The organism is Sorangium sp. So ce124, assembly GCF_051525235.1.
In the GTDB taxonomy this organism is placed as follows: domain Bacteria; phylum Myxococcota_A; class Polyangia; order Polyangiales; family Polyangiaceae; genus Sorangium; species Sorangium atrum.
Map to the genome: position 1 here is coordinate 7900648 of NZ_CP150312.1, position 24046 is coordinate 7924693.

A 24046-nucleotide genomic window follows, 5' to 3' on the forward strand; every position below is an offset into this window, starting at 1 on the left:
CGCGGAATACGGGACCTTGGTGCCATGATCGATCTATCAGGTCACACGCTGTTCGAGAGGGTATACGAAGGCTCCGAGAGCGTGCTGTACCGCGGCCGCCGGAACGAGGACGGCGCGCCGGTCGCGGTCAAGATGCCTCGGTCCGAGTTCCCGACCGCCAGGGATCTCGCGCGGCTGCGGCGCGAGTTCGCGATCCTGCGGGACGCGGGCGAGGTGGCCGGCGTCGTCAAGGCGCACGCCATCGAGAAGTGCGGCAGGGGCCTCGCGCTCATCATGGAGGACCTCGGCCCCTCCTCGCTGCACGCCGTGCTGAAGGCGCGCAGGCTCGACGTGGGCGCGGCGCTCCGTATCGGCATCGCGCTCTCGGGCACCCTCGACGCGCTCCACGGACTCCGGATCATTCACAAGGACATCAAGCCGCTCAATATCCTGATCGACGAGAAGACGCACAGCCCGCGGCTCGTCGACTTCGGCATCGCGGCGCGCATCTCGAGGGAGACACCGGAGACGGCCCCCCCGGACGCGCTCGAAGGCACCTTGTCGCACATCGCCCCGGAGCAGACTGGCCGCATGAACCGGAGCGTCGATCTGCGCGCCGATCTCTACTCGTTCGGCGTCACGCTCTACGAGATGTTGACAGGGGCCCTCCCGTTCCAGGAGGGCGATCCCACCGCGCTCATTCACAGCCACATGGCGCGGATGCCGACGCCGCCGCACGAGCGCGCGTCGGGGGTGCCCCGCGCGCTCTCGGAGGTGATCATGAAGCTCCTGGCCAAGATGCCGGAGGACCGATACCAGAGCGCCCGCGGGGTCAAGCTCGACCTCGAGGAGTGCCTCCGGCGGTGGGAGGCAGCGGGCCGCGCCGATCCGTTCCCCCTGGGCCAGCACGACCGGCCCCTGGATCTGCGCGTTCCGCAGCGGCTCTATGGCCGGGATCACGAAGTGAATGTGCTCCTGTCCGCCTTTCATCGGGCTCGCCGGGGCGCGGCCGGGCTGGTGCTCATCTCGGGTTACTCCGGCGTCGGCAAGACCACGCTGGTGAACGAGATCCACAAGCCCATCGCCCGTCATGGTGGGTATTTCGCGAAAGGGAAGTTCGATCCGATCAACAGGGATGTCCCGCTCGCGTCGGTGGCGCAGGCCTTCCGTGAGCTCATCCGGCAGATCCTGACGGAGTCGGCGGCGGCCGTCGAGGGGTGGAAACGCAAGCTGCTCGCTGCGGTCGGCGCGAACGGGCAGCTCCTCCTGGAGCTGATCCCGGAGCTCGAGCTGATCCTCGGGCCTCAGCCGGACGTACCGGCGCTCGGGCCGACCGAGGCCAGGAACCGCTTCGATCTGCTGGTGCAGCGCTTCGTGCAGGTCTTCGCTGCCTCGACGCACCCGCTGACCCTCTTCCTCGATGATCTGCAGTGGGCCGATCCGGCGTCGCTCAGGATCCTCGAGCGCCTCCTCACGGACGCGGAGGGCAACCACCTCCTGATCGTCGGCGCCTACCGGGACAACGAGGTGGACGCCGCCCACCCGCTGCACGCGACGCTGGGCGAGCTTCGCAAGGCGGGCGCGGCGATCGCCGAGCTCACGCTCAAGCCCCTCGACATGCCCACGGTCGCGCAGATCGTCGCCGACACGCTGAGCGCGCAGCCGCATGCGAGCGCGCCGCTCGCGGCGCTGGTCTTCGAGAAGACCGAGGGCAACCCGTTCTTCCTGGGCCAGCTCCTCGGCGCGCTCCACGACGCGGGGGCGCTGTGGTTCGATGCGCCCTCGGAGGCCTGGGCATGGGACGTGGCGCGCGTCCGGGAGGCGGTCGCCGCCGACAACGTGGTCGACCTCATGCTCGACAAGCTGCACCGGCTCCCGCCGGCGACGCAGCGCGCGCTGAAGCTCGCCGCGTGCCTGGGCCACGCGTTCGATCTCACCACGCTGGCGGCCGTCCACGAGAAATCGCCCGCCGCGACGGCCGCCGATCTGTGGGACGCGCTGCGCGGAGGCGTGATCGTGCCGCTCGACAGCGATTATCGCTTCTTCGACGAGAGCGCGGGCACGGAGCCCTCGGCCCCCTCCGAGGTCAAGGTATCGTATCGGTTCCTGCACGACCGGGTGCGCCATGCGGCCTACTCGCTCGTCGAGCCTTCGCACAAGGAAGCGCTGCACCTGGCGATCGGCCGGCTGCTCCGGGCGCGGGCCGGCGAGACGCCGCCGGACGAGGACTTGCTCGACATCGTTCGCCACCTGAACCTGGGCGCGCGGGGCATCGCCGACGAGGCCGAGCGGGTCGCCCTCGCCCGGCTCAACCTGCGAGCCGGCAGGGCGGCCAAGACCAGGACAGCCTATCAGGTGGCCGCAGGCCACTTCAGCGCGGGGATCGAGCTGCTCGGGGACGCGGGCTGGGGGCGCCACGAGGATCTCTGCTTCACGCTCAGCCGCGAGAACGCGGAGTGCGTATACCTGAGCGGCGCGCCCGAGCGGGCCGAGGCGCTCTTCACGTCCCTCTTGCCCCGAGCGAGGTCGAACGTGGAGCTGGCGCAGGTCTACACCCTCCGCGTGCTGCTCTACACGACGCTGGGGAGCTTCGTGGACGCGGTGCGCGTGGGCGGCGAGGGCCTAAGCCTGCTCGGCTTCACGCCGCCGCGCACCGAGGCGGAGCGGCAGGCGTGCTTCGAGGCCGAGCTCGCGGAGCTCCAGGCGAACCTGACGGGACGGCGCATCGAAGACCTCATCGATGCGCCGAGGATGGACAACCCGGAGCAAACGGCGTTGCTGCAGCTCCTCAGCGATATGAGCGGGTCGATCTTCACGATGAGCCCGGAGCTCTACCCGCTGTTCGTCCTCAAGCAGGTCAACACCTCCCTGAGGTACGGGAACTCGGACGTGTCCGCCTTCGGGTATGCCGCCTACGGGTTCATGCTCGCCGCCCTGCACGGGCGGCCCGCGGAGGGCCGTGCGTTCGGCCGGCTCGGCCTCGCCTTGAGCGACAAGCTCCGAAACGCCAGCCTGGCCGCCAGGGTGAACAACGTCTTCGCCGCGTGCTCCCACCTGTTCGAATCCGTGCGTGACGGGATAACTTATTTCCTGAAGGCGCGCCAAGGAATGCTGGAGTCAGGTGACTTGGCCTATCTCGGCAGCGCATGGATGTCCTCGGTCTGCAACATGTTCACCGCGGGCTATCCGCTCGAGGAGCTGCGCGAGGAGGTGGGGCGAGGCCTCGTCGTGTCGCGGCGAACGAGCGACGTGCTCACCACTGCCGTGCTGACGCTCGTGAGACAGGCGATCACGAGCCTGCAAGGAAAGACGCGGGGCCGCGACAGCCTGAACGACGACCATTTCGATGAGAGCGAGTTCCTCGCGAAGCTCAACGAGAGGGACCATTTTCCGGCATTCTTCGTTCACGCGATGCTCAAGCTGCAGCTTCGTTATCTCTGCGGCGATCGCGAGGGGGCCGCGGCGAGCGGCGAGGACGCCGAGGCCAGGAGCGCGGCCATGTTCGGCATGTATCAGCCGACAAAGCTGCATTTTTATACCTGCATGGCGCTCCTCGCGCTGCCCGCCGCGGCCTCGCCCGACGAGGCGGAGCGCCGCGCGCGGACCATCGCCCGCCACAAGGAGCGGATCGCGGGCCTCGCCGCGAGCGCTCCCATGAACTTCCAGCACCTGCTGCTGCTCATCCAGGCCGAGGAGGCGCGCGTCGCCGGCGATCAGCTCGAGGCCATGGGCCTTTACGACAGGGCGATCTCCCTGGCCCGGGAGAACGAGTTTCCTCACGACGAGGCGCTCGCGAACGAGCTGTGCGCGATGCTGCACCTCCACGAGGGCAGGACGAAGGTGGCGCGCGCCTACATGATCGACGCGCACCTCGGCTACCGGCACTGGGGAGCGACGGCCAAGGCGGACGCGCTCGCGCGCGATCACGCCGCGCTCCTGCCCTCTTCGATCGGCAGCGAGCCGATCTCGTCCATCCCCTCGGCGACGTCGGGCCCGGCGCACGCGGGGACCATCCTCGGCCGGACGACGGTCGGCAACCTGCGGGACGCTGCGCTGATCGTGCGCGCCGTGCAGAACATCGCCGGCGAGACGGAGCTCGAGCGGGTGATCGAACGCCTTGTGACGCTCGTGCTCGGGAACTCCGGCGCGCAGCGGGGGGCGCTTGTCCTGGAGCGGGACGGGCGGCTCTTCGTCGAGGCGACCTTCGGGGTCGAGCCCGGGACGCTCGCGCTCGGGCCGAGCGAGCCGCTCGATGTGCGCCCCGACCTTCCGCACAAGGTCGCGCTGTTCGTCGCCCGCACCCGCGAGCCGCTGGTCCTCGACGACGCCAGCGCCGATGCCCGGTTCTCCGACGACCCGTGCATCCTCCGGCAGGGCACGCGATCCGTCCTGTGCCTGCCGCTGATCCACCAGGGCCGCATGAGCGGCGTCCTTTACCTGGAGAACAACGCCGCGAGCAGGGCGTTCAACGCGAGCCGCGTGGAGCTGCTCGGCCTCCTGTCGTCCCAGGCCGCGATATCCATCGAGAACGCGCTGCTCCTCTCGGGCATGCGGGTCGTGAAGGAGCAAGTCCTGCACGCCAACCGGCGGCTCGAGGCCGAGGTCGCGCAGCGCACCGAGGAGCTCCAGCGCTCCAACACGCAGCTCAGCGCGAGCAACGAGCGGCTGAAGATCGAGCTCGCGCAGCGCGAGCAGGCGGAGCGGGAGCGGGCCGCGCTGCAGCGGCAGATGTTCGAGGCGCAGCAGTCGAGGCTGGCGGAGCTCTCGACGCCGCTCATCCCGATCACCGATCGGATCATGGTGATGCCGCTCATCGGGACCATGGATGCCGCGCGGGCGGCCCAGGTGCTGGAGGTCGCGCTCGACGGCGCCCAGCGCCACCAGGCGCGCGTCGTGATCCTGGACATCACGGGGATGAAGCACATCGATACCCAGATTGCGCAGACCCTCGTGGGGACCGCCAATGCGCTGCGGCTGCTCGGCACGGAGGCCGTGCTCACCGGCACACGCGCCGAGGTCGCCCAGGCGATGGTGAGCCTGGACATCGAGCTGAAGTCCATCGTCACCATGGGCACCCTTCAGAGCGGCATCGCCTATGCGCTCCGCCGCGCCGGGCAGTCGACCGGGATCGGCGCGCCGCTGTCCTCTGGTCCAGCCCGCGCGCGCCCGCCGGCGAGGTGAGGGTCGGGCGGTCACGCTCGAACCGATCGTGAAAGTCAGAGAGCGCCGACGGCGCTCTCCTATGTACGTGCGGATCCGGGCCTGCGGCGTGCGTCCGGCCGCCTCACGCCTTGATGGCGTCGAGCTCCCCCGGATTGCTGATGCCAGGCCCGTCGGTGACGTTGCCTGCACCGTCGGTCGTGAACGCCGGCCCGCTGCCGCCGAAGCCGGCCGCGACCGCATCGGAGACGCCGAAGCGATCGACCGGAACCCAGTTGGGCGTCCCGGCGCCGAGCGCGTTGATCAACGTCGTGTAGAGCTTGTTCAGCGGGACGGTTCCGCCCGACGAGCCGGTGTTGCCGCTGTTGCTCTCGCCCTCCGCGCCGCTCGAGCAGGAGGCTTCGCTGTTGCCTGCCTCGAGCTTCCCGCTCCCGACGTTCACCGAGACGCCCTGCTTGAGGTAACCGCCGGCGCTGCCGGCGATCACGATGGGCAAGTTGTTGTTGTTGTGCGCGTTGCCGTCGGCGAGCTCCGGCAGCCACATGACCGCGGAGTTGTCGAGCATGGTGCCTCCCCCCTCCTCGACGCTGTCGATGGTCTTGACCAGCTTGGCGTACCGACCCGCATACCAGCGGTCGATCTCGTGGATCTGCTCGATGACGCCGCTCACGCACTGGCCGCCGACGGCGGCGCTCCCGTTCCGGTGCGACAGCCCGTGATGATCGTGGGTGTGCGCGATGCCGTCCCACTTGAACGTCACGAAGCCCGGCCACTGGAGCACGATGGAGCGGTTGTTGTCGCACATCATCGTGAGCGCGATGAGCCGGATCATCATCTCGCTGCCGAGCGTGTACACCGTCTCGTTGTTGGGGAAGCCGCCGCCGCGAGCGGGGTAGCCCGCCTGCGTGAGGGCGGCGTCCGTGATGCCGAGAGCGGTCGCCGACTCCGCCGTGCAAGCCGAGGGGACGACCCGCTGCTCGGTCTCGCGGAGCAGGGAGAGCCAGTCGTCGATCTTCTTCCGATCGCCGCCGCTCATCTTGCGGGCCTTGTAGGCGTTCAGGTCATGGCTCACCAGATCGATGATGCTCTCGCCGCGAGCCACGCGATAATCCGCTTCGGTCGCGGTGCCGCTCGTGAAGAGCCCGGTCAGGCTGCTGTACACAGTGCGCGCGTTGGTCACGGGCGCGTACGGCGTCTTCGGCGCCGAGTACGACACGATGCCCTTGACGTTCGTGAACGCATTGCCGACGGAGAGCACGAGCGGGACCTTGTTGGTGCCCTGGTTGAAGCGCTGCGCGATCTCGTGATCGAGCGAGTGCGACAGCGCCCAGTGATCTCCGGCGGGATCGAGGGGCGCGCAGGTCAGCTTGCTGCCCATGCCCTGATCGTGGGGATCGAAATACGCCGTGCCGTCCACCTTGTTGTTGAAGCCGTTCAGCGGCATCGCGAGCCCGCGCGGGAAGAGCAGCTTCGACGCGAAGGGCGCGAGCGCGGCGAGGGTCCGCGGCTTCCCGTCCGCCTGCGCCGTCTCCAGGGACGCCGCGGTGACGCTCCCGACCCCGTTCTCGATCGTCGGGAACCAGCGGTTCGTCAGGCAACCGTTGTTGGTGTAGAAGATCACCAGGCGGCGCGGCGACGGCGCCTCCTGCGCTCGCGCGGAGCGGTCGAGCGTATTCAAGAAGGGGACGGCGAGGGCCGCGCCGCCAAGTCCACGCAGGAACAGTCTTCGGTTCACGGCTCCACCTCCGCCTGCAGGGCACGAACTCGGAACGATTGACTCTGTGTGAGGTCCGCGATGAGGTCGAGCACCGTGTAGCCGCCCTGGGTGAGCTTGGCGGTCAGCTCGTCCACGGTGCAGGAGTCCTCGTTGTTCAGCTCGCGCTGGTAGGCGAACGAGACCCACTTTCGCACGTAGCACTTGTGCGCTGCCGGGGAGCTCGCGATGGCCTCGGAGAGCGCCACCGGGCCGTCGACCGCCACGGTGTCGTCGCCCACGCCGACGTCCACCCGTGTGTCGATGGGCGCGCCCGAGAACGATTCTGTCTGCTGGTAGGCGCCCACGGCGTCGTACGCCTCGAGGGCGAAGCCCGCCGGGTTGATGTACGTGTGATGGCAGAACTTGCAGGAGTCTCCCGCCGTCTGCGCGTCGACCCGAGCACGGTTGGTCGTCAGGCTCTCGTCCGTGGGCAGCGGCGTTCCCTCCACCATCGGCGGCGGCGGCGGGATGTCCGCGCAGAGGACCTGCTTCTGCAAGAACGCCCCGCGCAGGATGGGCGACGTCCGGTCGTACCCCGAGTGCGACACCAGGAAGCCCAGGCGGGTGAAGAGGCCAGAGCGCTTCGTCGGGTCGAGCTCGACCGGCACGAGCTCCGCGCCGTTGAACTCCGCAGGATCCAGGTCATAGAGCGGCGCCAGCGAGGCGTTGACGAAGCCCACCGGCGTGGTGACCAGATCCTGGAACGTCCCGGCCTGGTCGAAGACGACGTGCTCGATGAAGCGCTCGGTCTCCTCCGACAGGAGCGGGCCCATCGACGCCTTGAAGTCCGGGAAGGCGGCCGGATCACGCTGGATGTCCGACCAGCGCGTGCCGGGGCCCATGTGGAGGTAGAGCTCGTGGAAGGCCTTGACCATCCCGCGGCTCTTGGGATCCGCCAGCATTCGCTGCGCGTGCGCGAGGATCTGCTCCGGCGTCTGCAGCGCGTCGGCGTCCGCCGCTGCGAACAGCGCGTCGTCCGGCATGGTTCCCCAGATCAGGTACGAGAGGCGCGACGCCACTTCGTGGCTGTTCAGGACGAAGTACTCGCCCTCGGGCTTCTCGCTGATCTCTGCGCGCATCAGGAAGGAGGGCGAGAGCAAGAACCCCTCGATGATCAGCTGGGCGCCGTCGTCGAACGAGCCGGTCGGCGTGAGCGCCTGGCGGCGAGCGTAGAGGGCCTGGAAGAGCCCTCTCTCCTCCTCGGTGAGCGGTCGCCGGAAGGCGCGCCGTCCCAGCGTATCGATGAGCTGGTGGGCGCACGCGGCGCCGTCGCCCGACGGCGTGCACGGGATGGTCTTGGCGCGCGCCCTCGGGTCTGCCATCACCGCCGCCGCCACCGTCGCTGCAGCGGTCTTGTACCCGTCCCACGCGCGCTGATCGACGCTCCCGACGCCGTCGGGTGCGAGCATCGACGACGGCTGGTTGTCGATGCCGACGAGATCGCGAATCGTGTTGTCGTACTGCGCCCTCGTCAGACGCGGCAGCGCCGACGTCCGCGGGATGCCCGGCACGCACACCGTCGGCTCGACGCCGGGGCCGCCCCCCGCCGAGCCGTCCCCTCCGACGCCGTCTCCGGTTCCAGACCCGTTGCCAGAGCCGTTACCAGACCCGTTGCCAGAGCCGCTCCCAGGCCCGTCGCCAGACCCGCTGCTCGCCTCCGGGTCATCGCCGCCGCCGATCATCGCGGTGCAACCGCCCATGGCTGCGTAACTCGCCGTGAGCAGCACAGGAACGATGAACCGTCTCGCCCACGTGTTCATAGGACTCACCTCGTCCGAGGAGCTCTCACATCGAGCATCGCCCAGACATCAGGATGCCTTGTCGTGGGTCGCAGATCACGAGTTTTCTCGTATTTTCGTCTTGGCGCAAGTTTGCTTTCGCCCGGCAAATCCCCTGGTTTGCAAGGCGCCGGGGCGAGGCGCGTGAGTAGAATTTCGACTTCTCTTGTGATACAGAAATTATTGCGTGAGAGTGGCATGGCATTAGTGAACGTTCACATGGATTCGACGTACAGCGGACAGCGCCACGCGACCCAATGCGCTCTTCGCGAGAACCGGACCAAGCCTGTGCAGGAGCGGCCGGACACGCTCTCGGCGCTGCGCCGCTGAGCGATTCGAGCGGTCGCCGACCAAACCAGCTTTCGGGCATGGAGGACCATGAGAAAAATTCTTCTGACTCTGCTGTTCCTGTCTATCCCCGGCTGCGGTGATGACCCTTCCGACACCACGACGTCGAGCACCACGACGTCGAGCGGCGGGGACAACAGCGGCGGAGCGGGCTCCTCCGGCAGCTCATCGGTCTCAGGAGGGGGTGGGAGTGGATCCACCGGCACGGGCGGCCCAGGCGGCGTCGAAGACAGCGGCGCGAGCTGCCCCGAGCCGACGTTGCCTGCCGCGGCATCTCTCCCTGTCTACGAAACTCATCACGATCCGTTCACGATGCTGGATGGATCGCGCATCACGAAGAAGTCGGAATGGGCATGTCGACGCGCGGAGATCAAGGCGCAGGTCGAGGAGTACGAGTCCGGACCGAAGCCCGCGGTGTCCAAGGATGACGTGACGGGGGAGTTCTCGGGGAACAAGCTGACGGTCGGCGTCAACGAGGGCTCGAAGAGCGTCTCCTTCTCCATCGACATCAACAGGCCTGCCGCGGCGCCTTCCGCGCCGATTCCGCTGCTCATCAGCCTCTACGGCTTTGGCAGCGTGACCCTGGACGCGAGCGTGTTCAGCCAGAACGGCGTCGCGACGGCCATCTTCAACAACAACGACATGGGCGCCCAGGGCGGCGGCGGCACGCGTGGGACGGGGATCTTCTACGACCTCTACGGCAAGGACCACCCGGCCAGCTCGATGATCGCGTGGGCCTGGGGTATCAGCCGGATCATCGACGCACTGGAGAAGACGCCGGCGGCCAACATCGATCCGAAGCGCATCGCCGTGACGGGTTGCTCGCGCGATGGAAAGGGTGCTCTCACGGCGGGAGCGTTCGACGAGCGCATCGTGCTGACCATCCCCCAGGAGTCGGGCGCCGGCGGCTCGGCGAGCTGGCGCGTCTCACAGGCAGGGAAGGACGGCGGGGAGAACGTGCAGACCCTGTCCAGCGCGGCGGGTGAGCAGCCGTGGTTCCGCGAGAGCTTCGGCTCGAACTTCGGCAACAAGGTGACGACCCTCCCGTTCGATCATCACATGGTCATGGGCCTCGTCGCTCCGCGCGCGCTGCTCGTCGTTGACAACAAGATCGATTGGCTCGGCATCGACAGCACCTTCACGGCCGGGGCCATCGCCCACGCGATCTGGGAGGGGCTCGGCGTGCCCGACCGGATGGCCTACTCGCAGCTCGGCGGCCATGAGCACTGCCAGTTCCCCGCGCAGCAGAGGGCGATCCTGGAGGCGTACGTGAAGAAGTTCCTCGTCGGGGGCGGCACCGACGACACCAACCTGCTCGAGAGCGACGGGGCGAAGGCCGACCTCGGCCGGTGGATGACGTGGACGCCGCCGAACCTCCAGTGACCCCTGGGCTCACTCGTCGCGGAGGCCGAGCCCGAACCGGTCGATGCGCCGGTTGACCGCATGCTCGGGCCTGCTGCGCCCTACGCCATGTACATCCAGGTCTGCCTCTTGCAGAGCTGCGCGGATCTCGGACTCTCGCTCCAGGCCAGGGGCAAAGGCATGCTCCGTCCACGTCGCGGACGGGAGACAGGAGACGGGACGAAGCGAGCCCGCCGCGCGACCGTGCCCCTCAGCCGCCCGCGGCGTCCAGCATCGCCCGCAGGAGCGGCGGCGTGCGCCGCGGATCGCAGGGCGCCTTCACCGCCCGGCCCGCGACGACCGCGCTCATATGGCATGTTCCCGGCCGCGGCAGGTGGTCCATCCAGTAGAGATCGAACCGGTCGTCCGGCGCGAGCCGCCGCACCATCGGCTCGAGCGGCAGCATCAGCCCCTCGCGGAAGCGGGCCAGATAGACCACGTTCGACAGGCGAACAGGGGAGTTCAGCCCGATGCGCCGCCGCGTCCCGGACGCGTACGGGCCTGTGTGATCGATGAACTCGACCGTCTGGAGATCGCCGTAGAGGTCCGGCTCCGTCTTCTCGACCGTCACAAGCGTCCACGCGCAGAGCGGCCGCTGCGCCCGCAGGAGCGCGCGCGTCATCTGCTCGAAGTCGGGCAGATCCGCGGCCGCCCGCGCCTCGGTATAGTGGCCGTGCGCGAACTGGTTGCGCTCGGCCTGCATCAGGTTCGAGAGCGTCTCGAACGTCTGGTTGTGCGACAGCTTGACGTCGAGCACCTCCCTCGCCATCGAGCCGATCGGATCGTCGCGATCGCCGAACGCCCGCGCGGCCGTGCGCGCGAGTTCGCGCCACGCGCCGAGCGCCAGGCCGTCGCGCGTGCGCGTGCGGCCGTGGAAATCGAGGAGCGCGCTCCACCCGGGAGGCGCCCCGCCCGCGCCCGCCCCGCTCGCGCCCGGACCGCCCGTGCCCGGACCGCTCGCGACGCCGCTGCGCGCCGAGGTCGGGGGCGCGCTGCCGCCGCTGAAGAAGGCCGAGACGAGCACCGTCGCGATGAAGCGCCACGTGCCCTCGAGCACGTCGAACAGCATCTTCACCCGCTCGATCGCGCTCGACGCCCCGATCGCCGCCCGCACCCGCCCCGCGATGGGATAGGGCAGGCCGCCGCTCAGCGCCGAGAGCACCCCGTGCGGATCGCCGCACTCGCGCGAGATCTCCGCGGCCCGCGCGCCCGCGTCGGCGTCGTGCAGGAGCTCCCACGACAGGGTCCGCGCGTGCTCGACCCTCCCGTCCAGGATGGGCGGCCGGCCGTGCCAGTCGCACTGCACCGCGCTCGCCATCACCGCTGGATCCGCCTTGCGGGGCACACACGCGGCGACCACGCCGTGCGCGAGCGGCGCGATCAGCGCACCGGCGCCCGCGTGGGTCGCGACGACCGCCGCGAGCTCCTGCGCGAGCGCCCCGATGACGTGCGGCCCGACGCCGCCGAGCGCGCTCTGCTCCTCGATGCCGAACAGGACCGTCGCCCGGCGCCCGCTCCGCGACGCCTCGATCACCTCGAACGGCGCGGCGAAGCGCGCGCTGGCCGCGCCGTCGCGGAGCTCCACCACGGGGGTGGACGCGCCGTCCGTGCCCGCCGCGCCGCGCTCACGCTCCGCCACGGGCGACGCGCCCCGCTCGCGCTCCGCCGCGAGCGACGCAATGGCGTGCAGCCCGAGCTCGACCTCGCGGCCGGCGACGTCCGCCTCGCCGGCGACCGTGAAGTAGCCACACGCGAACGCCCCGAGCCCCGCGGCCTCGGCGGCCTCCAGGGCCTGCCGGGCCGCGGCGGCCGCCTCCGCGGCGCCGCCCCGCACGAGCACCACCGCCGTGCCGTCCGCGTCGCCGACCGGCCGATCCGGCCACAGCCGGTGCACCGCGACCAGCGCGGCCGCCGCGCGCGAGGGCGCGCCCGCCGCGATCGGCCGCAGCAGGACGAGCGCGCCCTGGCCCTTCCGCGCGAGGAGCGACGCGCACTCCTGCTCCAGCCCGGCGCGCGCGAGCAGGCCCGTCGCCGGGTCCACCGCCCCGGCGGGGACCGACAGCGCGGCGTAGCGGCGGTCGAAGAACGTCGCGCGCATGCCGCCGACGCAGACGAAGGTGCCGTGCACGAGCGGCGACTCCTCCCCGCGCGCGAGGTGCCGCGCGCCGACCTGCACGGGCACGCTGCACTCGTCGCGGCGGCGCAGCCACCAGCGGACGCCGTCGTGGCGCAGCGAGGCCGCGAGCCGCGACGCCACGTCGGGGTAGACGAGCTCGTTGCGCTCGTCGCCCACGCGCTCCACACGGCCGAGCCGCAGGACGCCGACCGGCTCGAGCCGGAGCTCGTGGAGGTAGCCGTCGCGCCCCTCGATCCGCAGCCGATCCGGCGCGGCCACCTCGCCGCGCCACAGCGAGAACCCGGGCGCCTGCGTGAGCCAGAGCGTGGCGCCGCCCGCCGCGACGGACCGCAGCTCGGCCCCGGGCGCGCCCTCGGGGCCGCTCGCCTCGATGGGCGCGGGCGGGACGCTCTCGCCCGCCGGAAGGTCCCCGCCGCTGTCTCGTCCTCCCGTCACGCGTCCCTGTCCATGGTGATCCCGCGAGCCGCGTCCCCCGAGCACCCGGGGGGCTCCTCGGGCGATTACCGCACTGCGGCGCGGCAAATTCAACGCAAATGCGCCGCAGCGAATTCCGCGATGCCGCCCCGCGCCGCCTGCGCTGGCCGCGGCGCCTGCCTCGCCCCGCGCGTTGCGCCGAGCCGAATCAGCCTTCCTGCCGGCGGCAGCGAGCGTGGTCGCATTCGCCTGGTTGCTCACTCATCCTCCGAACGGAGCCGGCCGCACTTGCGTGCGCGGCAGCCGGCATAGGAGGCTGCCCCTCGCCGAGAGCGGGGCGCCCCCTCAGGGCCCGTGCGCGAGTTGATGGCGGCGATCCTCGCGGAGGGGAGCGCATTCAGCTCAGGTGCTCTGCCGTCGTCATCGAAGGATCGGGCTTCCACGCCGCGGCAGTGCGCCGCCGCCGCGTCGTGACAGGGCGCTCGCTCGTGGCCCGCCTGCAATTCCCGCACAGGCTGTTCGAGATGGGCGAGGCCGAGCGGAGGTGTGCCGTCCGCGCTCCGGCTCCCGCGGATTTCCGAGCCTCACCTCGTGACGCCAGGGGCGAGCGGGGCGGTGGCCATGCCGCACGTGGGACGGCGAGAGCCGAGCGCCGAGCGCCGAGCGCCGGGCAGGAGACGACGCGGAGCTGTCAGCGACGCGGTGACGGTGAAGGCGTCACGTGCGCCCAGGGCGCGCCGGGCGAGCTTGCGCTCCGGCCAGGGTGAAGGGACACCTGCCTCGACAGAGCGGCCCCCCAGGGGTGGGCGATGGACGCGGGGCCTCGGAAGGCGAGGTCCCCGCAGATAGCGCGGGCGCCCCGCGGCGGAAGGCGTCTCCCCCGGGTCCGAGGGCAAGCGCCCCGCAGGGGATGAGGCGGGAGAGGTGGGGGATGAGACGGGCGAGGCGGCGGATGAGTCCGCGAGCCGGGGGGCGACGTGGCCGGAGCTGGGGCATGCGTCGTGCGAGCCGGGGGAGACGGCGCCGGAGGCAGGGCAGCGAGCGGCGGAGGTGGGGGGTATGAGCGCAGCCGCCGGCGAGAGCGGAAGGGCTGCCTGAGGAGAGGACGGGGTGTGGTATGACGAGGGCGGGAGCACCGGCTGCGAGCGGTGGCGTGATGCGAAAACCCCGAGGGGCGCTCGCAAGGCGGGCAGGTGTTTGAAATCAGGAAGAATTTTTGAATGGCCGAGGGCACGCCACGGGCCTCGGACGGCCCGCGCGGGGGGCCGGAACGGGAACCTCTCGCAAACCGGGTCGTAAGTACGCGAAATGTCAGATAGGCATGGGAGGCCTCTCTCCGCCGCTGAAAGGCGGCGGCCCCATTGAAGCCGTCACGCAAAACCCTTCGATGCATCGCCCGGCCACGCTCTCCGCCGCTGAAAGGCGGCGGCCCCATTGAAGCAAACTCGCCGCGCGCGCGCTGGTCGCGCCCGTGGCCTCTCCGCCGCTGAAAGGCGGCGGCCCCATTGAAGCAACTGGCCCTCATCGCTTTTGCTCACCACCACCCCCTCTCCGCCGCTGAAAGGCGGCGGCCCCATTGAAGCTCTCCTCCCGGTTCCGCCCCCGCCGGCACCGCATGCTCTCCGCCGCTGAAAGGCGGCGGCCCCATTGAAGCTCTACGCACATGCCGTTGATATCGCACGAGAAACCAGTCTCTCCGCCGCTGAAAGGCGGCGGCCCCATTGAAGCCGGCCGCGCTGGACGCGATAGGCAAGCTTGGACGTCTCTCCGCCGCTGAAAGGCGGCGGCCCCATTGAAGCATCTCGTTGGGGTACGCCTCGTCCGTCGTCTTCACCCAGCTCTCCGCCGCTGAAAGGCGGCGGCCTCATTGAAGCGTTCGTCCGGTCTCGACCGCGAACGCGGGAGAGGAGAGCTCTCCGCCGCTGAAAGGCGGCGGCCCCATTGAAGCCTCGTCCTCGTCAAAGACCTCCACCAGCCGCTTGATTGCCTCCTCTCCGCCGCTGAAAGGCGGCGGCCCCATTGAAGCGGGAAGGTGTGCTCGTACCCGCCGTAATGACCGTCCGGCCTCTCCGCCGCTGAAAGGCGGCGGCCCCATTGAAGCACCGAGGACGAGATCAACGAGAAGCGCACCGAGGCCTCTCCGCCGCTGAAAGGCGGCGGCCCCATTGAAGCAGGATCAGTGGCTTGCCGCCGCGCTCGCACCCCTTGAACTCTCCGCCGCTGAAAGGCGGCGGCCCCATTGAAGCTTGGCCGGCGCCTTGGCGGCCCCCTCGGGAGCCGCCTTCTCTCCGCCGCTGAAAGGTAGCGGCCCCATTGAAGCGCTATCCTTTATCTACTGGATTACCTCAACAAGACGGCTCTCCGCCGCTGAAAGGCGACGGCCCCATTGAATCAAGCGAGGTTCGTCATGGCACGATGGCTCGTTGTGCAATGTGTTTCGTCGATTCTTTGTTCTCTGCCGTTCGTCGTGATCGTCGCTGGATGCATGAAACTCGTGCCGGACGAGTGTTATAATCCTGGCGAGACGGTCTGGCTCTGCGAGTACGCGGTGACCGCGGAGGCTTGCGATTGCTTCGTCGAGCAGCGGCAGACTGAATGGGCCTGCGCGACCAGCTACAGCATGGCCGCCGACAGGACGGATTCGCTGGTCATGGTCACCCCGGGCGTGCGGAGCTATCGTCTGGTGCAGTGCACGGATACCTATACCCGCTATCCGCAGTCAATGGAGCCGGATCTGGTCGTACGTCCGGTCTGCGATGCAGCTCGCGAGGACGACGAATGCGCTGTCTGCGCGAAAGCTTCGTGCTGCGAGGAGTTCAGCGCGTGCGCGGATGATACAGCGTGTGCTCGCTGGATGGACTGCCTGTTCGCAGGCAACGATGCGCCCAGCTGTTCGGCGGTCGAACACAGCGGGCCTGTTGAGGGCCTGGCGGCGCCCGCGGCTGCGTGCCTGGAGGCATCCTGCGCTGCTCAGTGCCCAGGCCTGAGCACCCTCGGCACGTCGACATCTCGACTTCCTGCGCCTGGACGGGGGGCCCGATGACGAGGCGCATGGACTCCACCCAACACGCCGCCTTGATTCTGCGCGGCGGCGAGCTTGCGCGCGCTCACGACGCGCACGTCTTGCTCTCGGCGCTCGCGGCGCGGCTCGACCTCGACGGATTACACACCCTGGGGCGTCTGATCTTGAGAAGCGCTGAAGCGGAGGCCCGCGGGCCGTCGGCGCGCGCGGTGTTCTTCGCGATCGCCTTGATAGGGCGGTTGCGCATCGAGGGGCGCGGCGAGCTCGCCGACGCGGTCGTCACCTCGCTGAGCGGTCGTTCCGACGTCGACCCGGTGCTCTGGCTGAACGAGGCCCACGCGCTCATCCGCATGGACCGCGAGGTGGCCGCGCGGGGTCGCGCTCAGGGCCTCCTCCGCCCGGCGGATGACGTCGACGCCAACACATGGACCTACTTGAGGAGCCTCTTGGTCCGGCGCCTCGAGGCCGACGGGCGGGAGGAGCTCGCGCGCGCCGTGAGCGCGGCGAGCAGGGCGGTCGAACGCCAAGAGCGCGTCGAGCAAGCGCCGCAAGCCCAGCATCGCGTCGCCGCCGTCCCGCGCGAGCCCCACCCTGCGCACGGCGCCGAGAGGGCGCTCGTCGACTGTGTGGCCCGCGCCGACACCGCGGATGTCCTTGCCCACGCGGCCGTCACGAGGCTTCGCACCGAGGGACGCGACACCCTGGCGGCGTCGATCATGATGTTCTGGGCGCGTGAGATCGCCGGACCGATGGTCGATCCAGGCCAGATCGCGGCCGAGCTGCTCGCACGGCTCCGGGCTCGAGGGGACGGTGAGCTCGCGGATACGATCGCGCAGCTGCTGCGCGGTGCCGCGATCGACCGCGATCCCTGCGAGATCATGGCGCTCTGGTTGCACGAGCTCGCCAGGCCGATGGTCGATGCGGCGTCGCTCGCCGCCGCGCTCGTCGCGGCCCTCCGCAACGAGCGGCACGAAGCGCTGGCGGATGGGGTCGAAGCGCTGCTCGTGCCGCATTCCTAGATGGCGTCGCCGTGCGATGTGTGCACGTTGCGGCGGAGCCCGCCGGGGCCGCGCCTGCGTCGACCGAACGTGCGCCGGAGCTCGGCGTCGACGTCGAGCTCACGGAGGAAGACACCGAAGCCGACCAGCCCCGCCACGCCGGTGAGCATCGTCTCCGTCGCGCGGAGGTGCAGGATGCGCGAAATCCAGGCTCAAGAGAGCATGCGCGCGATCCAGGGCCTCTCCGCCGCTGAAAGGCGGCGGCCCCATTGAACGTGGATTTCGCGCCCAGGGGGCACGACTGGGCCGAGGGCGACGTGCTATCACCGCGCGCTGGCCGGAGCCGCTGCTACCCCTCACAGCCGAGCGAGCCGGCCATCTTCGAGCAGCACCCAGGGGGCTGAGGCTGAGTACGCCTCGGTCCCGGCAATGGGCAGGCTTGGCGCATCCGTGAGCTGATCGAGCCCCTTGTCTCGGAGTCGCGTACCACGTTCGGTGAGGCGATACACCTCCGAGAGCATGGGATAGCCAGCATGAGGCGGCTTTGGACCAGGTGCGCGCTCCACGGCCGCACTCGAATCGTGGTCTGCCCAGTGCCCGAGCCGGCGCGGTAGGAACAGATCGCCCGTGCAGGAAAGGAGATGCCAGAGGTTCATTTGCATCTCCGATTCGTTGGCGACCAAGGCCAACGGAGTTTTCCACTCTATCGAGAGGAGGGCCAGCGTGTGTTCGTCGAATCGGCTTAGGTGCAGGGACCCCTCCGCGGTCTTTCTTGGGAAGAAGCAAGAGAGAAGCGTCCAGAGGGAGGCAAGCTCCGGGAATCCTTCAACGCCACGGACGCAGCTATCGACGAATTGCACGGGGTTCTCATCGACGTAGCTCTCCCAGAGGAAAATGGCATTTTCGTGGCGTTCCCGCGACCAAGGCCGTGCCTTACCAAGGTGGTCCAGAAGAACCTCGTCAGCATGATCGGACACTGACTCGGAACAGGTGAACGGACGAGCCAACACCTCGCGGCTCGCCGCTCTCGATGGTGGAACAGGCTCGAAATCGACAACAAATATGTCGTGATGCGCGAAGCCGAGATGACGCAGCCAGCTACAAATCCTCCAGAGGTTCACCCGCTCATGCAGGCTCGCCGACACCCACAAGGTGATGGGGGGCTCCCAGTGGACATCTGACGAATAGGCCTTGTCCCATTCTTTGGTCGAATTCCACCACGCACGACGCGCCCGGACATGTTCCAAGGCATCCCGACGACTCGAACCGACGATAAGGCGATCGGACGCGCACACAACATTGGTCGCACCAACTTGCAATAGCTGCTCCGTGGTCAGCCCATCGAACGCGACATGGGTACCCCCGCCAACATCAACAACGCTCGCCATACTCAATAGAACCCGCACTTGTAGCACTGCCCAAACTTGCAACCATGACCCTTCAAACAATTTTCTTGGCATACCGCACAGAGCGTTATCCCCTCATCAAGGAAGGGCGGCGTCAACGGTGTTCTGAACCGCAAGTCGGCCGTGATCGCGGATGTCGAGCCGGGCGCGTGCGCTCCGCACGGTGGCGAGCCCGTGGGCGAGCTCCGGGCGAGCGCGCCATCCACCTTCTGCTGCACGGCCTGAGCGGGGCGCTCCCGGAAATCTGAAGCGCGAAGCATCGTCGAGCAGGGGGTGGATTCGCACGGTGCCCCTGCGCCCGGCGAGAGGGTCGGCGGGGGCGCTGAGGTGCTGCAAAGTGTCTGACAGTTGGAGCCATGGATCGAAAATACATACGATGGACGCCCTGAGGTCGTGAGGATTGAGACTTTGTGAGCGTTCTCCGCGCTCCACGGCTCCAAGCGAACAAGCGGGATAGGACCGATGGATAATTCACCGAGATAGAATGCAGTCACCTCGACGCGCCGCGACGCCCGGCGCTCCTCGTCCGCGCGGCCCGAGCCGAAACACGGTCGCTCGCGACGAGCTCCCCTCCTCGCCGCGGCGATCGCGCTGATGACCGCCGCGCCGGGGCGCCCCGCGCTGGCCGCGGACAAGGCGCCGGAGGGGCGATGGGTGTCCGCATGGCACAGCAGCCCGACGCCCGGCGGCACGTTCAACTCGCAGGATTGTCCCTCGGATGTCGGCCTCGCCGACCAGACGGTCCGGAACATCGTCCGCGTGAGCGCCGGCGGGAGCTCGGTGCGCGCGCGCATCTCCAACGCCGGCAGCAGCGAGCCGCTGAAGGTGGGCTCGGCGTCGGTCGCGCGCTCGGCGGGCGGCGCGGCCACGGTCGCGGGGAGCTCACAACCGCTGCGCTTCGGAGGCCAGACATCGATCCTCATCGCCGCGGGCGGCGAGGCGGTGAGCGACCCCGTGGCGCTGAAGGTCCAGCCGCTTCAGACGCTGGCGGTGAACGTCCACAAAAAAAAATGAACTTCTCCCTCTTACCGTCTCTCGCTCCCCGCCTCCCTGTGAAATTCCTGCTTCTTCTCGTGGTTTCAACCCGTTTGTCGCTCTAGACGATCTTCAACATGTTTGTCGTCCTAGTCAGGACAGGGCAGCGTGAACTGGAAGCTCGTCTTCCCGGGCGCGCTCTCGGCCCAGATCCGCCCCCCGTGGGCCTCGACGAGCCCTCGCACGATGTAGAGCCCGATGCCCAGCCCGGCGGCGCCTCCCGCCTTCGCCTCGCGCGTCCGGTAATAGCGGGTGAAGAGCCTCGGCAGCTCGTCCGGAGCGATCCCCTTCCCCTCGTTCTCGACCGCCACGAACACCTCGCCGCTCCGCCGTTCCACCGCGATCCTGATCGGCGTCCCTGGCGCGCCGTACTTGGCCGCATTGGACAGCAGGTTGGTGAGCACCTGCTCCAGGCGCCCGGGATCGGCCCAAAGCGGCGGCCCCCCGTCCAGCACCTCGACGTCGACACGATGTCCCCTCGTCGCGTCGGCCGTCCGCTCCACCGTCGCCCGGATGAGCGCTGGCAGATCGACCTCGACGCGCCTGAGATCCAGCCGATGCGACTCGAGGCGGGAGGCGTCGAGCAGATCGTCGATCAGCCGGTTGAGCTGCATCGCGCTGGCCAGGATGTGCTGCGCCCTGTCGCTGCACTGCGGCTCCGCCGCGAGCAGAGAGGCCTTGAGGACGATCGTGGTGATCGGCTGACGCAGATCGTGAGCGATGATGCTCGTCCACTCCTCGCGCATGCGCGCGAGCTCCTTCAACGCGCTGATGTCCTCGCCAGCGACGATGGCGCCCGTGATCTTCCCCGCGCTGTCGCGGAGCGGCGCGGCGGCGATAAGGAACGTCCCGACAGAGCCGTCCGTCTTGGTAATGAGGAGCTCTTCGCCGGGGATCGTCTCGCCGCGCAACGCCCGGCTCGACGGCAGCTCGTCCAGATCGAGGGCGGCCCCGTCCGGGCGCCGCACGCGACCGACGCACCGCGCCCGCTCCTCCGCGCCCCCGGTGAGATCTCGCCCGTGCGGGTTGGCGAGCAGGCGCTCCACGCCGCTTCGATCGATGAGCAGGAGCGGGATGGGCGCGCTGTCGAAGACCGTTTGCAGCGTCCTCCGCTCGGCGTCCAGCTGCGCGAGCAGGCGCTCCCGCTCCTCCTCGGCCTGCTTGCGCGCCGTCACGTCCTCCACCTGGGCGATGTAGTGAACCGGCTCGCCCTCCTCGTCGCGCACCACGGAGGTGTGCAGGACGACGTGGATGATCGTGCCGCTCTTGTGGATGTACCGCTTGGCGAGCTGATAGCGCGGGATCTCACCGCGGCGCAGCCGCTCGACCAGGCCCACGTCGATGTCCACGTCGTCGGGGTGGGTGATGTCCTGGAAGCGGAGCTTCGAGAGCTCGTCGGCCCCATAGCCCACGATCTCGCAGTAGACGTGGTTGACGAGGAGGAACCCCCCATCGAGCCCGACGATGGCCATGCCGACGGGCGCGTTCTCGAAGGTGAGCCGGAAGCGCTCCGCGCTCTCGCGGAGCGCCTGCTCCATCTGGTTGCGCTCGGTGATGTCGCGCCCCTCGGGGATGAGCATCACGACCCTGCCACGGTCGTCGGTGATGGGCTTGATGGAGAAGTCGATGCAGCGCCGCCCGCTCGCTCCGAGCACCTCGATCTCGTCCCGCACGAGCCGGCCCGCCGCGGCCTCGGCGACGGCGGCGCGGACTCGCTCCCTGTGCCCGGGGCTCCACCCCGTCAGCTCCCAGAACGGACGGCCCATCGTCTCTGCCTCCGTGGCCCTGCAGAACTCGAGAGCGGTGCGGTTGTTCTCGAGGACGATGCCCTCCGGCGAGAGCAGGCCGATGAACTGGAGGGCCCCGTCGAAGATCGCCCGAAAGCGCTGCTCTCTCTCCCGGAGCGCCCCCTCCAGGTGACTCGTGCGTCGGAGCTCCTGGGCCATCGACCGCCGGACCGCCTCGCTCTGGGCCTCGGCGCGCGCCCGCCCCTCGCGCGCGAGGGCGCTGTCCAGGCCGATCGCGAAGAGCGCGGCGCGCGCGCCGAGCTCGACGCCGGCGTGGGGATGAGGGCAGGGCAGGCAAAAGGAGAGGACGCCGAGGCAGCGATCGCGGACGCAGAGGGGCATCGAAACAGCGCTCTGCGCGTCGGTCCGCGCGCAGAGATCACGCGTCATGGATGGCCCCCGATCGAGCGAGCGCACATCGCTCATCACCTGAATCCGACCCGAGCTCGCCGCCCATGCATCGAGCAGCGGCGCGCCCCGCGCGACCCGCGCGAGGGATCGACGGAACTCGGCGGGCAGGTGGCGATCGGAATGGAGCCCCAGCTCGCCGGTGTCCTCGGAGGTCAGGAGCAGGTAGGCGGCGCGCGCGCCGAGCTCCATCGCCTGGTCGAGCAGGAGCCCCGAGAGCTCGTCGAGATCGGCCGCGCGCGCCATGCGGAGCGCAGCGCGCTCCACGAGCTCGCCCGGCGCAGGGTGAGGCTCGCGGCACCCGCCCTGGTAGGGGGAGGCCACGCAGCCGATCTCTTCGTCGCGGCCGCTCGGCGCCTCGATCTCCATCTCTTCTGGCGACACCGTGACCCTCACCCTGATCGGCCGATTGTTGCACGAGAGCCGCGCTGCCTGCAGCGCCAACGTGGACAGGCCGATGGGGAATGCCCTCCCCGAATGCCGATCTGTTCACGCTCGCCGGCGACAGGAGCTCAGCGCGGCGCTCTGAGCGGCTCGCCCCGGCCGCTCTCATCAACGCACGCTCGGCGCGCCCAGCAGGCGGCGCTCCCACCATCGAGCGGCGAACCCGCGGCTCGCGACTTGCTACTCCGCTGCCGAGCACCGAGGCCCGCGAGCGCTGACGGCGGCCTCTTCTGTGCGTGGGCGAGTTTCGATACCACGTCATTTTTCCAGGGCGAATCGGCTCGCAGAAAAGCGCGCTGTCCCCCCGGGCAGATCGGGCTTGACGCCCCCGAAGTGTTTGCATTTCCTTCTCCCCGCCTCCCCGCGCTGGCACCCTGCCTCCTGGCCGCGCCACGGCCCGAGCTTCGGCCCATCTCCCGCAGTTTCGAGGATCACGTCGGGCGAAGCGAGCGCGCGGCCCCCGAGGAGCCAGGGGAGCTCTCCGCGCTCCACGCGAACCAACGAGATAGAACCGATGGGACATCAACAGAGACACCACGGAGTCACCTCGGCGCGCCGCGACGCTCGCCGCTCCTCGCTCGATCTGCCCGGACCGAAGCGCCGCCCCTCGCCGCGAGGTCCCCTCATCGCCGCGGCGATCGCGCTGATGACCGCCGCGCCGGGGCGCCCCGCGCTGGCCGCGGACAAGGCGCCAGAGGGGCGATGGGTCTCCGCCTGGCACAGCAGCCCGACGCCCGGCGGCACGTTCAACTCGCAGGATTGTCCCTCGGATGTCGGCCTCGCCGACCAGACGGTCCGGAACATCGTCCGCGTGAGCGCCGGCGGGAGCGCCGTGCGCGTGCGCATCTCCAACGCGGGCGGCAGCGAGCCGCTCAAGGTGGGCTCTGCGTCGGTCGCGCTCTCGGCGGGCGGCGCGGCCACGGTCGCGGGGAGCTCACAACCGCTGCGCTTCGGAGGCCAGACATCGATCCTCATCGCCGCGGGCGGCGAGGCGGTGAGCGACCCCGTGGCGCTGAAGGTCCAGCCGCTGCAGACGCTGGCGGTGAACGTCCACCTTCCGGTCAAGACAGGGCCGATCACGCAACATTACTTTGCGGCACAGGACAACTTCCTCGCTTCGGGCAACCAGACAGGGAACGGCGCCGACAAGCAGTTCACGCGGAAGATCTCGTGCTGGATGGCCGTGTCGGGCGTCGACGTCAAGGCCTCGCCGGACGTCGTCGGCACGCTGATCACGCTCGGCGATTCGATCACGGATGGATATCTGTCGACCAAGAACGACAACCATCGCTACCCCGATTACCTCGCGCAGCGCCTCGCCAGCCGGAAGGGGCCGACCCTCGCCGTGGTGAACGCCGGGATCATCGGGAACGAGCTGCTCACCGTCCGTCCCCAGCTCCAGTTCGGGTACCCCGTCCCTGCCCGCCTCGCACGCGACGCGCTGACCCAGCCCGGAGCGCGCGCGATCATCCTGCTGGCAGGCATCAACGACATCGGCGATCGCTCGGCCAAGGCCGCGGATCTGATCCCGGCGATCCAGCAGATCATCCAGTCTGCCCGCGCCGCCGGGCTCAAGATCTACGGCGGCACCCTGGTGCCGTTCGCCGGCTCGACCGGCACCTACAAGGGCGATTATGGAACCGCCAAGGGCGAGCAGGAGCGGCAGAAGCTGAACACCTGGATCCGCACGAGCGGCGCCTTCGACGGGGTGATCGACTTCGACAAGGCCCTGCGCGACCCGGCCGATCCGAGCCGCCTGCTCCCGGCCTACGACGCTGACAAGCTGCACCCGAACGACGCCGGGTACCAGGCGATGGCGAACGCCGTGGACCTGGACGCGATCATCAACGGCGTCGTCAAAGCGACCTCTCCGTAACGCCGCGCACAACGCGCTCGCATTCGAGCCCCCGCGCGCCCGTGCCTTCGCCCGGGCGAGCGCCCGAGATGCAATGATTGTCTGTGGGCGCCACACA

The 24046-nt window shown here is 69.4% G+C and carries 12 protein-coding genes and 1 CRISPR repeat array; of the genes, 6 read left to right on the forward strand and 6 right to left on the reverse strand.

Translation table 11 applies throughout. The annotated features are described in order from the left end of the window. Positions 1–24 precede the first annotated feature (24 nt). Positions 25–5160, forward strand: a complete 5136-nt coding sequence (locus WMF19_RS29550) for an AAA family ATPase (protein ID WP_437893409.1) — start codon at positions 25–27, stop codon at positions 5158–5160. Positions 5161–5263: 103 nt separating this feature from the next. Here WMF19_RS29550 and WMF19_RS29555 read toward each other — a convergent pair whose 3' ends face one another. Both WMF19_RS29555 and WMF19_RS29560 read right to left on the reverse strand, forming a co-directional pair. Continuing rightward, positions 5264–6874, reverse strand: a complete 1611-nt coding sequence (locus WMF19_RS29555; RefSeq protein WP_437893410.1) for a DUF1552 domain-containing protein — start codon at positions 6872–6874, stop codon at positions 5264–5266. Further along, the gene (locus tag WMF19_RS29560; RefSeq protein WP_437893411.1) at positions 6871–8655 is read right to left on the reverse strand and encodes a DUF1592 domain-containing protein; all 1785 of its coding nucleotides are present in this window, start codon (positions 8653–8655) and stop codon (positions 6871–6873) included. Before WMF19_RS29560 ends, WMF19_RS29555 begins: the two co-directional genes overlap by 4 nt. Before the next feature lie 396 nt (positions 8656–9051). On the opposite strand from WMF19_RS29560, the gene WMF19_RS29565 reads away from it, so the two are divergent. Next, the gene (locus tag WMF19_RS29565) at positions 9052–10404 is read left to right on the forward strand and encodes a glucuronyl esterase domain-containing protein (protein ID WP_437893412.1); all 1353 of its coding nucleotides are present in this window, start codon (positions 9052–9054) and stop codon (positions 10402–10404) included. Positions 10405–10633: 229 nt separating this feature from the next. Here the strand turns inward: WMF19_RS29565 and WMF19_RS29570 are convergent, their stop codons facing one another. After that, positions 10634–12994 carry a hypothetical protein gene (locus WMF19_RS29570; protein ID WP_437893414.1) on the reverse strand — a complete coding sequence of 787 codons (2361 nt, stop codon included), beginning with the start codon at positions 12992–12994 and terminating at the stop codon, positions 10634–10636. A gap of 1311 nt (positions 12995–14305) precedes the next feature. Continuing rightward, a CRISPR array of direct repeats spans positions 14306–15366; the repeat unit is 36 nt; unit sequence CTCTCCGCCGCTGAAAGGCGGCGGCCCCATTGAAGC. Between the two features lie 14 nt (positions 15367–15380). Between WMF19_RS29570 and WMF19_RS29575 the strand changes: the two genes are divergently transcribed. Both WMF19_RS29575 and WMF19_RS29580 read left to right on the forward strand, forming a co-directional pair. Continuing rightward, a complete protein-coding gene (locus WMF19_RS29575; RefSeq protein ID WP_437893415.1) occupies positions 15381–16016 on the forward strand; it encodes a hypothetical protein in 636 nt (211 codons plus the stop codon). 8 nt (positions 16017–16024) lie between these two features. Beyond that, the gene (locus WMF19_RS29580; RefSeq protein WP_437893416.1) at positions 16025–17014 is read left to right on the forward strand and encodes a hypothetical protein; all 990 of its coding nucleotides are present in this window, start codon (positions 16025–16027) and stop codon (positions 17012–17014) included. Here the strand turns inward: WMF19_RS29580 and WMF19_RS29585 are convergent. Together WMF19_RS29585 and WMF19_RS29590 are read right to left on the reverse strand one after the other, a co-directional pair. Further along, on the reverse strand, positions 17011–17163 hold the full coding sequence (locus tag WMF19_RS29585; RefSeq protein ID WP_437893417.1) for a hypothetical protein: 153 nt from the start codon (positions 17161–17163) through the stop codon (positions 17011–17013). The two genes, WMF19_RS29580 and WMF19_RS29585, sit on opposite strands and share 4 nt — an antisense overlap. A 186-nt stretch (positions 17164–17349) precedes the next feature. Continuing rightward, on the reverse strand, positions 17350–18381 hold the full coding sequence (locus WMF19_RS29590) for a hypothetical protein (RefSeq protein WP_437893418.1): 1032 nt from the start codon (positions 18379–18381) through the stop codon (positions 17350–17352). A 612-nt stretch (positions 18382–18993) separates the two neighbouring features. On the opposite strand from WMF19_RS29590, the gene WMF19_RS29595 reads away from it, so the two are divergent. Next, positions 18994–19413, forward strand: coding sequence for a hypothetical protein (locus tag WMF19_RS29595; protein ID WP_437893419.1), 420 nt, complete (start codon positions 18994–18996; stop codon positions 19411–19413). A 110-nt stretch (positions 19414–19523) separates the two neighbouring features. On the opposite strand, the gene WMF19_RS29600 is transcribed toward WMF19_RS29595, so the two are convergent. Next, complete coding sequence (locus WMF19_RS29600) at positions 19524–22025, reverse strand: PAS domain S-box protein (protein ID WP_437893420.1); 2502 nt, start codon at positions 22023–22025, stop codon at positions 19524–19526. Between the two features lie 562 nt (positions 22026–22587). On the opposite strand from WMF19_RS29600, the gene WMF19_RS29605 reads away from it, so the two are divergent. Continuing rightward, positions 22588–23949, forward strand: coding sequence for an SGNH/GDSL hydrolase family protein (locus tag WMF19_RS29605; RefSeq protein ID WP_437893421.1), 1362 nt, complete (start codon positions 22588–22590; stop codon positions 23947–23949). The last annotated feature ends 97 nt before the right edge of the window (positions 23950–24046 follow it).

Coding starts and splice junctions, on each gene's coding strand:
- WMF19_RS29550 (WP_437893409.1), top strand. CDS start 25: ATGATCGATCTATCAGGTCACACGCTGTTCGAGAGGGTATACGAAGGC.
- WMF19_RS29560 (WP_437893411.1), bottom strand. CDS start 8,655: ATGAACACGTGGGCGAGACGGTTCATCGTTCCTGTGCTGCTCACGGCG.
- WMF19_RS29565 (WP_437893412.1), top strand. CDS start 9,052: ATGAGAAAAATTCTTCTGACTCTGCTGTTCCTGTCTATCCCCGGCTGC.
- WMF19_RS29575 (WP_437893415.1), top strand. CDS start 15,381: ATGGCACGATGGCTCGTTGTGCAATGTGTTTCGTCGATTCTTTGTTCT.
- WMF19_RS29580 (WP_437893416.1), top strand. CDS start 16,025: ATGGACTCCACCCAACACGCCGCCTTGATTCTGCGCGGCGGCGAGCTT.
- WMF19_RS29585 (WP_437893417.1), bottom strand. CDS start 17,163: ATGCTCACCGGCGTGGCGGGGCTGGTCGGCTTCGGTGTCTTCCTCCGT.
- WMF19_RS29590 (WP_437893418.1), bottom strand. CDS start 18,381: ATGGCGAGCGTTGTTGATGTTGGCGGGGGTACCCATGTCGCGTTCGAT.
- WMF19_RS29595 (WP_437893419.1), top strand. CDS start 18,994: ATGACCGCCGCGCCGGGGCGCCCCGCGCTGGCCGCGGACAAGGCGCCG.
- WMF19_RS29605 (WP_437893421.1), top strand. CDS start 22,588: ATGGGACATCAACAGAGACACCACGGAGTCACCTCGGCGCGCCGCGAC.